11 protein-coding genes and 1 tRNA gene are annotated in these 13,575 nt (G+C 59.6%); 2 read left to right on the top strand and 10 right to left on the bottom strand.

Annotated features, from left to right (window positions below; all coding sequences use genetic code 11):
* From GEOBRER4_RS06645 to ispG, 6 genes are all read right to left on the bottom strand, one after another.
* Entirely contained in the window at positions 1-1,230 is a 1,230-nt protein-coding gene (locus tag GEOBRER4_RS06645; protein WP_185244738.1) for a tyrosine-type recombinase/integrase, read from the bottom strand.
* A 124-nt stretch (positions 1,231-1,354) separates the two neighbouring features.
* Positions 1,355-1,431, bottom strand: a tRNA-Met gene (locus GEOBRER4_RS06640).
* A gap of 62 nt (positions 1,432-1,493) precedes the next feature.
* The gene (rlmB, locus tag GEOBRER4_RS06635; RefSeq protein WP_185244737.1) at positions 1,494-2,243 is read right to left on the bottom strand and encodes a 23S rRNA (guanosine(2251)-2'-O)-methyltransferase RlmB; all 750 of its coding nucleotides are present in this window, start codon (positions 2,241-2,243) and stop codon (positions 1,494-1,496) included.
* Positions 2,244-2,385: 142 nt separating this feature from the next.
* Complete coding sequence (gene pyrF / locus GEOBRER4_RS06630) at positions 2,386-3,108, bottom strand: orotidine-5'-phosphate decarboxylase (protein WP_185244736.1); 723 nt, start codon at positions 3,106-3,108, stop codon at positions 2,386-2,388.
* A 160-nt stretch (positions 3,109-3,268) separates the two neighbouring features.
* A complete protein-coding gene (locus GEOBRER4_RS06625; RefSeq protein ID WP_185244735.1) occupies positions 3,269-4,990 on the bottom strand; it encodes a proline--tRNA ligase in 1,722 nt (573 codons plus the stop codon).
* A gap of 120 nt (positions 4,991-5,110) precedes the next feature.
* On the bottom strand, positions 5,111-6,160 hold the full coding sequence (gene ispG / locus GEOBRER4_RS06620) for a flavodoxin-dependent (E)-4-hydroxy-3-methylbut-2-enyl-diphosphate synthase (protein ID WP_085813276.1): 1,050 nt from the start codon (positions 6,158-6,160) through the stop codon (positions 5,111-5,113).
* 223 nt (positions 6,161-6,383) lie between these two features.
* Between ispG and rlmD the strand changes: the two genes are divergently transcribed.
* A complete protein-coding gene (gene rlmD, locus GEOBRER4_RS06615; RefSeq protein ID WP_226377908.1) occupies positions 6,384-8,132 on the top strand; it encodes a 23S rRNA (uracil(1939)-C(5))-methyltransferase RlmD in 1,749 nt (582 codons plus the stop codon).
* 54 nt (positions 8,133-8,186) lie between these two features.
* Complete coding sequence (locus GEOBRER4_RS06610; RefSeq protein ID WP_185244734.1) at positions 8,187-9,413, top strand: HD domain-containing protein; 1,227 nt, start codon at positions 8,187-8,189, stop codon at positions 9,411-9,413.
* A 7-nt stretch (positions 9,414-9,420) separates the two neighbouring features.
* Here the strand turns inward: GEOBRER4_RS06610 and GEOBRER4_RS06605 are convergent, their stop codons facing one another.
* From GEOBRER4_RS06605 to GEOBRER4_RS06590, 4 genes are all read right to left on the bottom strand, one after another.
* Entirely contained in the window at positions 9,421-10,671 is a 1,251-nt protein-coding gene (locus GEOBRER4_RS06605; protein WP_185244733.1) for an HD-GYP domain-containing protein, read from the bottom strand.
* 365 nt (positions 10,672-11,036) lie between these two features.
* Positions 11,037-11,585, bottom strand: a complete 549-nt coding sequence (locus GEOBRER4_RS06600) for a 2-oxoacid:acceptor oxidoreductase family protein (RefSeq protein ID WP_085813278.1) — start codon at positions 11,583-11,585, stop codon at positions 11,037-11,039.
* A gap of 20 nt (positions 11,586-11,605) precedes the next feature.
* Positions 11,606-12,418, bottom strand: coding sequence for a 2-oxoacid:ferredoxin oxidoreductase subunit beta (locus tag GEOBRER4_RS06595; protein ID WP_015836640.1), 813 nt, complete (start codon positions 12,416-12,418; stop codon positions 11,606-11,608).
* 1 nt (position 12,419) lies between these two features.
* A complete protein-coding gene (locus GEOBRER4_RS06590; RefSeq protein ID WP_085813279.1) occupies positions 12,420-13,553 on the bottom strand; it encodes a 2-oxoacid:acceptor oxidoreductase subunit alpha in 1,134 nt (377 codons plus the stop codon).
* Positions 13,554-13,575 lie beyond the last annotated feature (22 nt).

Below are 13,575 nucleotides of genomic sequence, written 5' to 3'. Positions count from 1 at the left end.
CTACCTGTTATTGACCACCAGCTTCAAAGGACCTCTTCGCAATGGAGCCTCAGCGCTTTCATCGCTCTTCGCAGATACAGGCGCAACTGAATCCCGATCCACCGGGAACTCGACGGTTTCCAGCAGGGACTCAGGCATAATGGCAGCGTAATGCTTCCGGCATATGTCGGGGGAGTTCCCCATTATTGTAGATATCTTAAACAAGCTTTCACCCTTCATCGCCAACTGACTGCCGAAAGTGTGGCGGAAATCGAGGCAGGACCAGGACAGATCATGCTGGGAATTATTTTTGCGAAGGAGTTCAGAAAAATTGTCCGGATCCCACTGCCCCCCCTTGGGAGCAGAAAAGAACCAGACCCCCGGTTTCCGTATCTTAAGGAAGGAGTCCAGGTACTCTCTGAGAGTTTTACTTATGGGCACCACGCGGTCCGCGCCCGTTTTGGGCATCCACTCTTTCCCTTCGATCGACTTCCCTCGCACCATGATGACCCCGTGGTTGCCCATGTCCCACTCAAAGTCATCAGGAGTCAACCAGAGGGCCTCTTCCCGACGAAGGCCCGCGTAAATGTATACCGCCACCATCGTCTGAAGCTGGATATCATTGGCGAGCACATGAAGCTGAGCGCGTATCTCCTTCAGTTTCATGAAGGTAATTCCGCGTTTTGGTACCTTGTAGCACCTGACGTCGGCTACCGGGTTTTTCCCGCCCGGAAATCGTACGCCACCCTCGCGCTGAGCCCAGTTAGCCAAGGTGATTATGGTTTGACGATAGTGGTTGACTGTTTTCGGAGAGACGGCCTTCTTGGTTATCAGGTCGGAAAGAAAAGTGGACAGAACCTCCGCACTGAGTTGTTCTACGTTGGAGATCGAGATGATGGGAGCAACGTCCACACTGGGACGCTTCACTGCCTTTTGCGCAACGGCCTGGTTGCGAACCTGCAGTGCTTCGCATATCGGACCGAAGGCCCCGCGCAGGTAGGTGTTCACCTTGGGGATGTTCTTGTCCCTGCTGTGACCACTCCTGTACTTGATGTACTTTTCGAGAATTTCGCCGATGGGGGTTTTGGTGGTGAGGGGAATCTCCTCCTCGCGGAACTGAGCCGACTCGATCTGGCGCAGCTTCTCCTTCGCGACTTGAAGGGACTCCGTATGCAGGTTCACCCTCTTCTGTTTGCCGTTCTCATAGTACTGGGCGTAAAAGGCCCTGCCCCGCTTCTTCAGACTTGCCATAAAAAATCCTCCGCAAGTCCTATTGTGCAGGCCAGAAACCCCTTTCCCCGAGATTGGGGTACAAAAAAGGGTACAGGCACGAAAAAAGGGACTTGCAACGCTGTGCAAGTCCCTGATTTTCTTTTGGTTGCGGGGACAGGATTTGAACCTGTGACCTTCGGGTTATGAGCCCGACGAGCTACCAGACTGCTCCACCCCGCGTCATGGTCAACTCAACTCTTATACTACAGGCGTCCTCGCCAGTCAATGTAAACATTCCCGCCTTACGCTTTTTTCCGGGTCAGCCTCTGTCGCACAACCTCGAACAGGAAGATTCCTCCTGCTACGGAGGCATTTAACGAATTCACGCCTCCCTGCAGCGGGATGCTGACGATCTCATCGCACCCTTTTCTGACCAACGGGCGGATGCCCTCCCCTTCCCCACCTATTACGAGAGCGACCGGACCGGTGAAATTCTGCTGGTAGAGGGTGTGCTTTGCGGAGCCGTCGGCTCCGTAGATCCAGAAACCGGCCTTCTTCAGACTCTCCAGCGCCTGGGAGATGTTGGTCACCTGTGCGACGGGAATGGTCTCCGTGGCGCCGGCTGAAGACTTCTCTGCCACTGCCGTGACTCCCGCTGCGCGGTCCTTGGGTATGACGACGGCGTCTGCTCCGGCACAGGCGGCGCTCCGAATCAGGGCTCCCAGGTTGTGCGGGTCCTGCACGCTGTCGAGCACCAGGATAAGCCCCTCCTGGTTTCCTTTCAGTTCTGCCAGTACGTCGTCCAGATCGGCATAGGGGAACGGCTCTGCCTTGACGGCTACGCCCTGGTGATGATCGGTGCCGCAAAGACGGTTGAGATCGCCCTTCTCGCGCTGGCGGACCGGGATCTTTTTCTCAGCCGCCAGCTTAAGCAGCTTCTCCAGGCGTTTATCGGCACTGGTGCCGGCTACGAAAAGCTCGTAGATCTCGCGCGAGCCGCGCAGGGCTTCCATTACCGGGTTCAGACCGTAGATGATTTCTTCTTTTGACATATTCCTCTCAACAACTTTTTTAACCATTGGCCACGGAGAACTTCGGAGAAAGACCGCCCCCCTCCCTGTCCCTCCCCCTCCGGGGGCGGGAACCTGACCGGCAATGGTGGAAGTGGGGTGGACGGCATCCGACTAAGTGGGACTAGCCGGCTACGATCTCGTCTACTATCTTTTGCGCGGCGTCTACCGGACTCTGGGCGGCGGCTATGGGGCGACCGATGACGAGGTAGTCGGCTCCGGCTTTGACTGCTTCGGCAGGGGTCATGATGCGCTTTTGGTCGTCTGCGGAGGCGAAGCTCGGACGGACGCCGGGGGTCACGACGAGGAAGTCTTTGCCGCAGGCTTCCCTGATCAGATCAACTTCCTGCGGGGAAGCTACCACACCGTCTACGCCTGCGCTCTTTGCCAGCTTGGCGAGCTTCACTACCATCTCCGGCACCGGGAGCTCGATCCCGATCCCGCGCAGGGTCTCTTCGTTGGAGGAGGTGAGTACGGTGATGGCGAGAACCTTGGGACGCGGAGTGCAACCGCTGAAGTTCTTGTCCAGGGTCTCCATGGTCTTGTTCATCATCTCGTAGCCGCCCATCGCATGCAGGTCGCAGAGCTGCACGCCCAGGTTCGCGGCCTCAAGGGTAGCCATGGCCACGGTGTTCGGAATGTCGTGGTACTTGAGGTCGAGGAACACCTCGCCGCCGCACTTCTGGATCATCCGGACCGCGGCGGGGCCGCAGGCGGTGTAGAGCTGCTTGCCGACCTTGAACATGCCGACGTGCTGGGAGAGGAGCTCGGCCCAGTACTGCACGTCGCTGAACTCCTTCACATCCATGGCGAAAATAATCTTCTTGATCGCTTCTTCTCTGGTCATATTTCCCAATCCTTAAAACCTGAAAGCTCACCAAAGAGGTCACAGTGGGTCACATAGGTCCCGGAGTAAGACAGGGTTAAACCAACTGTTTGGCCGCTACGACCCAAGCGTGCCTCTGTGTCCTCTGTGGTTAAATGCTTTTTGGTTTGATCTTTTGTTGTTAAACCTGCAGCGCCTCTTTGACGGCGGCTTTTACCTTGGCTATGGCTTCGGCTATGGGGAGCACCTCTACTTCACCGCTTCTCCTCTCCTTCAGCTCGACTTTGCCTTCTGCCAGGGCCTTTGCGCCTACAACTATGCGCAACGGAATCCCGATCAGGTCGGCGTCCTTGAACTTGAAGCCGGGGCGCTCGTCGCGGTCGTCGAGAAGCACTTCTATCCCCGCATCGAGAAGCTCCTGGTAGATCGACTCGGAGGCTGCCTTGACCTCGTCCTCTTTCGCACTCAAGGAGGAGATGATGCATTGGAAGGGCGCGATGGGAATCGGGAAGATGATGCCGTTCTCGTCGTGGTTCTGCTCTATGCAGGCGGCGACGGTGCGCCCGACGCCGATGCCGTAGCAACCCATGAAGATGATCTGCTCTTTGCCGTCAGCATCGAGGAAGGTGGCCTTGAGCGCCTTGGAATACTTGGTTCCGAGCTTGAAGACGTGACCGACTTCGATGCCGCGCCAGATCTCCAGTTTCCCGCTGTCACAGCGGGGGCAGGCGTCGCCGATCACAACGTTCCTGATGTCGACGAAGCCGCTGACGCTGAAGTCGCGCCCGAGGTTCACGTTTTTCAGGTGGGTGTCTGCTGCGTTGGCGCCTGTGACGAAGTTGTGCATACCCTCCAGCGAGAGGTCGGCTACGACCTTCACCTTGCCGGCGAGCCCCACGGGGCCGGCGTAGCCGGTGGGAGCACCGGTAACCTTGACGACCACGTCGTCCTCGGCCATTTCCAGCTCGGCGCATCCCAGGTGGTTTTTCAGCTTGATCTCGTTCAGGTCGTAGTCGCCGCGGATAAGGGCCACGACGGGCTCGCCGTCGGCGACCAATACCAGTGTCTTCACGACCTGGGTGTTCTGAACACCAAGGAAAGCGGCGACGTCCTCGATGCTCTTCTGCCCCGGGGTGCTCACGTGCTCCATCGGACGCGGGTCGGCATGCTCGATACCCTCGCCCTTGCGGGTCTCCGCCTTTTCCATGTTGGCGGCGTACTCGCAGGCAGAGCAGGAGACGATGGCGTCCTCGCCGGAGTCGGCCAGCACCATGAACTCATGCGAGTAGTTGCCCCCGATGGTGCCGGTGTCGGCTTCAACGGCGCGGAACTTCAGCCCGCAGCGCTCGAAGATGCGGCGGTAGGCCTTGTACATCTTCTCGTAGGAGACATCGGCGCCCGCCTCGTTCACGTCAAAGGAGTAGGCGTCCTTCATGATGAACTCGCGGCCGCGCATCAGGCCGAAGCGGGGGCGGATCTCGTCGCGGAACTTCCCCTGGATCTGGTAGAGGTTGATCGGCAGCTGGCGATAGCTGCGGACTTCCTTGCGGATGAGGTCGGTGATGACCTCCTCGTGGGTGGGGCCCATGCAGAACTCGGCGTCTTTCCTGTCGTTGAAGCGGAGGAGCTCCTTGCCGTAGAATTCCCAGCGCCCCGACTCCTTCCAGAGTTCGGCGGGCTGGACGGCAGGCATCAGGAGCTCGATGGCGCCGGCGCGGTTCATCTCCTCGCGGACGATGGCCTCGACCTTGCGGATGGAACGAAGGCCGAACGGGAGGTAGTTGTAGATGCCGGCGGCAAGCTTCCTGATCATGCCGGCGCGCAGCATCAACTTGTGGGAGATGACCTCGGCGTCAGAGGGAGTCTCCTTGACCGTCGGAATAAAGTACTGGGAATAACGCATGAATCGACCTCACTATGAAATTGAAAAAACTAAAAAAAAGCTTTAACCACAGAGGACACAGAGGAACACTGAGGTAAAACCAAAACCTGAAAACAAACCCTGGCCTTTCCTTTTTCAGCTCTAGGTGTTCTTCAACACTTCTTCCACCAGGGCATCGGCCAGCTCTGCTTCGGGGACCTTGCGCAGGATCTCGCCGTGCCTGAAAAGAAGCCCCTCTCCCCTACCCCCGGCTATGCCGAAGTCTGCTTCGCGGGCCTCGCCGGGACCGTTGACGGAGCACCCCATGACGGCGACGGTGAGTTTCTTGTCCAGGTGCGCCAGGCGCCGCTCTACTTCCTCAGCTACCGGTATCAGGTTCACCTGGCAGCGCCCGCAGGTGGGGCAGGAGACGAAATTGATGCCGCGCGTCCTCAGGCCGAGAGACTTGAGGATGTCATACGCCACCCGCACCTCGTCTACCGGGTCGCCGGTAAGCGAAACACGCATGGTGTCGCCGATCCCCTGGTGCAAAAGGATACCCAGACCCACTGAGGACTTGACAGTTCCGGCGAAGATGGTCCCTGCCTCGGTGACACCTATGTGCAGCGGATACTCCACGGCATCCGAAAGAAGCCGGTACGCCTCCAGGGTCCGGAGCACGTCGGAGACCTTGATCGATATCTTTATCTGCTGGTACCCCAGATCCTCGAGGATGCGCACGTGCCCCAATGCCGACTCGACCATGGCCTCGGGAGTCGGGTGCCCGTATTTAACAAGCAGTTCCTTTTCCAGCGAACCGCCGTTGACGCCGATGCGTATGGGGACGTTGCGCTCGGCCGCGGCCTTCACCACCTCGGCGACCTTCCACTTCTCGCCTATGTTGCCGGGGTTTAGACGCAGCCCGTCCACTCCGGATTCCAGCGCCTTCAGGGCGAGCTTGTAGTCAAAATGTATGTCGGCTATGAGCGGCATGGGGGAGCCGGCCTTGACGGCCGCGAGGGCTACGGCGGCGTCCATATCGGGTACCGCACAACGTACGATCTCGCATCCGGCGGCTGCAAGCCGGCCGATCTGTCCAAGGGTCGCGGCGACGTCACGTGTGTCGGTCGAGCACATGGATTGGACAGAGCAGGGAGCGCCTCCGCCGACCGGGATATTCCCTATCATGATCTGCCGGGTCGATTTTCTCATAGCGGGCCATAGTAGCTAAAAGTAGTAGGAAATGCAAGGATGAAGGGGCGGCGGGTTGTGCGATGATGGGAGGAGACTTAAGCCACATAGTCTGGATCTTACAGTACTATCCGATATTGAGCTACACCGTGTAACCCGGGTGAATTCGGCGGTTGACAGGAACCTGTTTTACCCTTATGTAAGAGAGATGAAAAATAAAAGCCAAGCCCCAAAAAGAGATAGAGTGAAACAGGTTGCACAGGACGGCAGGTCGAAACAGTTAGACAACTCGCGTCCCCAGCCTCAGAAGTCATACAGGAAAGCCGACCCGGCCAAAACCGAAGGCGCCGCGCCACGCGCTACATCCAGCCACTCCAAGACCTCGTCAACTACAGCGCGCAAAACCAAGGCAGCCCCAACTGAGCGAGCCGAAGCTCCGCGCAGCCCCAGGGGCGAGGCCTCTGCTGCCGCCTATGGCTCACGACCCGCCCAGCCAAAGGGTGACCGTTCTGCGCATCCCGCAGCGGGCAAAACCGGTGACTGGAAACCGTCCGGAAAGAGCGCCGGCAACAGACCGGACCGGGCCCCTGCAGCAAAGGGAGCTGCAGCGCGTAAAGAAGAGCGTCAACCCGCGCTGCGCAGCGGGCAGGTACTGGAGCTTAACATCCTCACCACTAACGACGAGGGTTTCGGAGTGGCGAACCACGAAGGAACCCGCGTGCTGGTGGCAGGGGGGCTTCCGGGCGAGGTGCTGGTGGCGAAAATCACCTACGTCGGGCGCAGGGAAGCCTTCGCCAACACCATCAAGTGCCTGAAGCGTTCCCCGGACCGCAACCCCTCCCCCGCCTGCACGCTGGGACGTGTATGCGACGGTTGCGGATTGATGCAGATGCGCTACCCGGCCCAGCTGGCGTGGAAAAAGGCGCTGGTCGCGCGCCACTTCAGGAAATACTCCTCTCTTTACGAGGTACCCGTCAGGGAAACCATCGGCTCCCCCAGGGAACTTGGCTATCGCAACACCGCCAAGCTGGTCATCGCCGGGAAGAACAACGATCCGGTGATCGGCATCTACCGTCGTAACACACATGACGTGCTGGAGATCGAGGATTGCGCGCTGCACCACCCGCTCATCAACAAGGTGGTGAAGGCTGCCAAGGCCGGGATCAAGAAGGGAAAGGTGCAGATCTACAACCCCAAGAGCGAGATGGGGCTTTTGCGCTACCTTGTGGTTCGCGTGGCCGAGAAGAGCAACCAGGCCATGGTGGTGCTGGTGACGACGGACCAGGGGTACAACGAGATGCACCACCTGGCGAAGTTCATCCAGCAGGCGGTCCCCGAGGTCGCGGTGGTGGCACAGAACATCAACACCTCGACCGGCAACGTGATCTTCGGCACCAAGGACCGCTCCATAACCAAGGCGCAGACGCTGAAGGCGTTCGTGGGAGACAAGATCTTCAACCTCTCGCCCCATTCCTTCTTCCAGGTCAACAGCGGCGCAGCGCGCATCATCTACGAGAAGGTGCGGGAGTTGGCGAACCTCAGGGGGACCGAGCGGGTCATCGACGTCTACTGCGGCATCGGCGGCATCTCGCTGTTTCTGGCCGACCGGGCGCGCGAAGTGGTCGGCATCGAGTTCGTCGAGGCAGCCGTCGCCGACGCTACCATCAACGCGGCGTTGAACCACGTGGAGAACTGCCACTTCGAGGCGGGCGACGCCGCACACCTGATAGACGAGATCGGCGAGGAAGGAGGCGCCGACCTGATCGTACTCAACCCGCCCAGGAAAGGGTGCGACGAGAAGGTGCTGAAAAGCGTGGCCGCCATCAAGCCCCCCCGCATCATCTACGTTTCCTGTTCGCCGGAAACGCTGGCGCGTGACCTCGACATCCTCTCCGGGCTCGGGTACCGCACCGCGGAGGTGCAGCCGGTGGACATGTTCCCGCAGACGGTGCATGTCGAGGACGTCGCGCTGCTGGAATTGAGGCAGGCTTAAAATACAGATCCGGCGACGATTCAAAGCGGCAGCAATGCCGCTTCAAGGGTGGCCATGGACGCTTTGATCCTACGACTGAAGAAGTTCTTCCCCGCGTCCCTTCACTCCCGTATCTTCCTCACCGGAGGCATGGTGCGCGACTTCCTGCTGGGAGTTGCCTGCCAGGATGTAGATCTCGCGGCGGCGATTCCCGCCGCGGAACTCGCCTCTCTCGGCTTCCGCCTGGTCGAATCCAAGAGCACCCCCAACATCTACTTCAGTTACCGCCAGGAGTTCGGAAAGATCGAGATCACCCGCCTGGAGTCCGTTGAGGAACTGGAGGCTGATCTTCATCGCCGCGACTATAGGGTTAACGCCATGGCGATGAGCCTGGACGGCGCGCTCACCGACCCATTGGGCGGCGAGCCCGACCTAAAGCGGCGCACCCTGCGCGCCTGCACTCCCACCAGCATCAGCGATGACCCCTTGAGGATGTTCCGTGCCTTCCGTTTTGAGTGCGAAGGATGGCGTCTGGACCGCGAGACCGAATCCATCCTAACTGGCAGTGACTGGTCCGACGCCTTCGCCAACATCCCGGTAGAGCGCTTCTCCCAGGAGATGCTCAAGGCCTTGGCCAAGCCCGACCCCGCTCGCTTCTTCCGGCGCATGCTGGAATTCCAGGTGGGGCAAAACTACCTCCCTGAAATCTTCGAAATGGCGCAGGTCATCGCGGGACCGCCTCAGCACCACCCGGAGGGGGATCTTTTCACGCACTCCGTGCAGGTGCTGGAGCGTATGGCCGCCCTCACCAGTGACGTCAACGGCCGCTTCTGCGCGTTCTTCCACGACCTGGGAAAACTCTACACTCCAAAGGACCAGCACCCCAAGCACCACGGCCACGATGGGCTCGGAGCGGCTGCCGCCGACGCCTTTTGCAAAAGGCTGCGCCTGCCGTCGGCGCTGCTGCGCGCCCTGAAAGCGACCAATAAGCTGCACGACAAGGCGAACAAATGGGAAGAGCTCAGGGACTCCACCAGGATCAGGCTGGCCCTGGACGCGGTCAAGGGGGGTATTGTTGAGTTTCTTCCGCTGCAGGTTGCGGCAGACTGCGGCGGGAAGATGCCGGAGTGGGATGAAGTGCTCAGGGTGGCGGGGCTCAACGCGGCGCAACTGGGGATCGAAGCGGAGATGCTCGACAGCAAGGTGACGCCGCCGGAGAAGCTGCAGCAGATGATCATGCAGCGAAGGGTGGAGGAGCTGAGAAAAAAAATGAGCAGGGGCTTCCCTCACCCTGTCCCTTGAGTTTTTCTCAGCTATTCTCCGTGTCTCCGTGGCCGACATTTTTGGCTTTGTTCTTATGGTTGCGGTATAACCCGAGTTTCGGCACCGAACTGTCGTAGATCATGTCGAACATGTGCTCTATCCTGAAGAATGCAGCTAAAACCGCCGGGTCAAAATGGGCCGCGGGATTGATCCTTTCATCCCCATCCCTGAAAACAGCCACCGCTTCTTCGTGGGTCCTGGCTCCCTTGTAGCTCCTCTTGGAACGCAGCGCGTCGTAGACGTCCGCCACCTTGACGATGCGCCCGCCGATGGGGATCCTCTCCCCACGCAACCGCTTCGGGTATCCCGTGCCGTCCCAGTTCTCGTGATGGGCCAAAGCGATCTGGTGCGCGAGCCTGAGCCTCGGGGAGTCCCCAATGATCTCAGCGCCGAACGCCGGATGCTGCCTAATCAGCTGCATCTCCTTCGCATTAAGCAGACCCTTCTTGAGCAGGATTTCCGACGGTATCTTCATCTTCCCTACGTCGTGCATCTGCGCCGAGATGGAGATGTCCTCGATGAACTCGACGTTGAACCCCATGTTGGCGGCAAGGGCACCGGAATAGCGGTTGACGCGGACTATGTGCCTGCCGGTGTCCTCTTCCGCCGCCTCACAGGCCCGGGCCAAAGCCTCTATGGTGTAGTTGAACGCCTGCTCCGTCTCGCGCATCCCGTTTGACACCGCCAGCAGCGATCCCATGACCACGGCCGCGCTCTGCAGCACGTCGGCGTCGTATTCGGTGGCGCGCCCCGGGTAATTGAAAGCCTCGATGATGCCTGCAGGCTTGCCGCTGATGCGGCAGCTCACGAAGTTGAGGATCGGCTCCGCCATCGCAGCCACCACCTTGGGATGGAAGAAGCCCTGGAATTCCTCGACGCTGGAACAGATGTCCTTCCAGTTGATTGCCACCACCTGCCCCCCACCTTCCAGAAGGACCAGGCTGCTGGCATAGCTCGAACCGGTTTCGATGCAGATGACGTCGGAGCGCTCAACCAGACGCTCGTGGCGCAGGTGGAACACCCTGCCGTTGCAGCAGGCTGCGTCGGCGCTCTCGCTGGCGATGAGGATGCCGGAAGGGCCGCGTACCCCGTTGCCGCCTAAAAGCTTCCCGAGGACCTCGCCGTATAGTTCGTCGCTGGTGAACTTGCGGCGCGTCAGTCCCTGCAGAGTCTCGTCTGTAAGTCCGATCAGGTCCAGCGTCTGTCTTAGCGCCATGTGGCAAAGTTCGAGTGACACGATCACTCCCGGTTCTCATTGAGGATGCTGGCTTTTATTCTTATATCGAATAATCAGGGGAATTTCAAAGTGATCAGGCTGCGGCACCTTCCACCACAAGCAAATCCCCCCTGTCCCCCCTTCGCAAAGGGGGGAACGCTGGGCGCGTGCAGCGCTTCTGTAGGCAACTGTGCCCGACGTTTCGACGCATTTTTCTTTTTGCCTCACGTTTCATGCACATCTTTCAAGAGCTTTCGCAAAGGAGGGGACGTTCGGTCGCGTGCTGCGCTTCGAGCGCATCTATACCCAGGGGGCCACGAAATTATTCGAAAAAAAAGGCCCGGCGTTGCCGCCGGGCCTTTCGATGTTACCTGTGCAGGCTGAGATTAGGCGCGTGCTGCGATCGCCTTCTCGTAACCCATCTGGAACGCCTTCTTGTTAAGCTCGACGAAAGCCTCCGGAACGCGGGCGAGAACTGCTTTCTCTGCGCCTTCCTTGGAAACGACTTCGGTCAGTGCCACCATGGCGCCCAGCGCCACGATGTTCGCGACGATCTCGCGGCCGACTTCGTTCTTCGCGGTGTTGATGATCGGGAAGGCGACGGTTTTGAATTTCCCCGCCGGTACTTTCTTCACCAGGTCAGAATCGATCAGCAGTACCCCGCCTTCTTTCAGGTCGTGGGAGTACTTGTCGGCGGCTTCCTGGGTCAGCGCGAGCAGCGCGTCAACCACGGTTGCTTTCGGGTAGTCGATAAGGGTATCGGAGATGATGACCTCCGACTTGGATGCACCACCCCTTGCCTCGGGGCCGTAGCTCTGGGACTGAACTGCCTGCTTGCCGTCGTAGATGGAAGCGGCTTCGGCCATGATGACACCGGCAAGGATGAGACCCTGCCCGCCAGCCCCGGAAAATCTGATTTCATATCTCTGAGACATCTGAGGTTCTCCTCCTTTGGTTATTTCTTGGCGCGCTCGATGACCTTCGCGTACTCGTCCGTGTAGTTGGGCCTTTCTTCTTTGTAAAGAACGCCGGTGAGGATCTTGCCTTCGAGCTGCTCGGCAGTCATCTTCTCGGCAGCCTTGACGGGAACAGCCACGTCCTTCAGGCGGTTCATCATCTCGATGACGGACTTGTACTTGTTGCGACGACCGTAGGTGGTCGGGCAGTCGTCAAGGATCTCGACTACCGAGAACCCTTTGTGCTGCACGGCCTCGACGATCAGCTTGTCGATCTGGGTAGCATGGTACGCGGTGCCGCGGGCAACGAAAGTCGCGCCGGCGCCGATGGCAAGCTTCGCGACGTCGAATGCCGGGTCCGGGTTGCCGTACACGGTGGTCGAAGCCTTGGCGCCGGTCGGGGTGCACGGGGAGAACTGGCCGCCGGTCATGCCGTAGATGTTGTTGTTCATGATGATGTAGGTCATGTCGATGTTTCTGCGGCAGGCGTGGATGAAGTGGTTGCCGCCGATGGCGGTACCGTCGCCGTCGCCGCCGACGAGGATCACGTTCATCTCAGGCTTCGCCATCTTTACGCCGGTGGCGAAAGCTGCTGCACGGCCGTGTGCCGTGTGCAGGGTGCAGAAGTCGAGGTAGCCGGGAAGACGGGAAGCGCAGCCGATACCGGAAACGATAGCGGTGTTGTTCTTCTCGAGGCCCAGGGTGTCGATGGCGCGGATCAGACCCTTCATGACGATGCCGTGACCGCAACCGGGGCACCAGATGTGCGGCAGCTTGCCAGGACGGATGTACTTATCGTAATCAAAAGACATGTTACTTGACCTCCTTGATCTTTTCGAGGATCTGCCCCGGGTTGATCGGCTCGCCATCGACGCGGAAGATGCCGGTCACCGGCGCCTTGCCCGCTGCGCAACGCTGTACTTCCTGGGTGCACATGCCGAGGTTCATTTCGGGGGTGATGATCGCTTTAGCTTTCCCGGCGATGGCGGCAATCTGCTTGTCCGGGAAGGGCCAGAAGGTCTTGATCCTGAAGAGGCCTGCCTTGATGCCAGCCTTCCTCGCCTCGTTGACTGCAAACCTTGCGGAGCGCGAGGTGGAGCCGTAGGCTACGACCACGACCTCGGCGTCGGCGAGCTCGTACTCTTCGAAGGTCACGATGTCGTCGACATTTGCTTCGACTTTGCGGACCTGGCGCTCTTCCTCGGCCTGTACCAGTGCTGCCTTGGTGGTCGGGAAGCCGTCCTCGGCCTTGTTGAGGCCGGTTACGTGGAAGCGATAGTCGGTGCCGAAAGCGGCAAGGGGAGGTACGTCGCCGAACTTGGTGTCGTACGGCTTGTACTCAGCCGGAGGGACGCTCGGAGCGGTGCGGTTGATGACTTCCATCTCGCCCGGCTCGGGGAACACGATGCGCTCGCGCATGTGGGCGACGATCTCGTCGGGCATGACCATTACCGGGGTGCGGTATTTCTCGGCCAGGTTGAAGGCGCGAACCGTCTCTTCGAACAGCTCCTGGACGGAAGCCGGAACGAGGCAGATGGCGGGGTGGTCACCGTGGGTGCCCCACTTGGCGCACATCACGTCGGACTGGGAAGGGCCGGTCGGCATGCCGGTGGACGGGCCGCCCCTCATGACGTTGACGATGACGACCGGGGTCTCGGCGATGCAGGCGTAACCGATCAGCTCCTGCTTCAGGGAGAGGCCGGGACCCGAGGTAGCGGTAAGCACCTTCGCGCCGGTCAGCGACGCGCCGATGACGGAAGCCATCGCGCCGATCTCGTCTTCCATCTGGATGAATTTGCCGCCGATTTTCGGAAGCTCTATGGAGAGAACCTCTGCAACTTCGGTGGAGGGTGTAATCGGATAACCGCCGAAGAAAGTGCACCCGGCGTACAATGCACCCTGTGCGGCAGCTTCGTTCCCCTGAAGGAATGCAACTTTTTTAGCCACTTTCAATACCTCCTAAGAATAA

It is taken from the genome of Citrifermentans bremense, from assembly GCF_014218275.1.
In the GTDB taxonomy this organism is placed as follows: Bacteria; Desulfobacterota; Desulfuromonadia; order Geobacterales; family Geobacteraceae; genus Geomonas; species Geomonas pelophila.
This window is presented reverse-complemented; position numbering and strand designations above follow the sequence as displayed.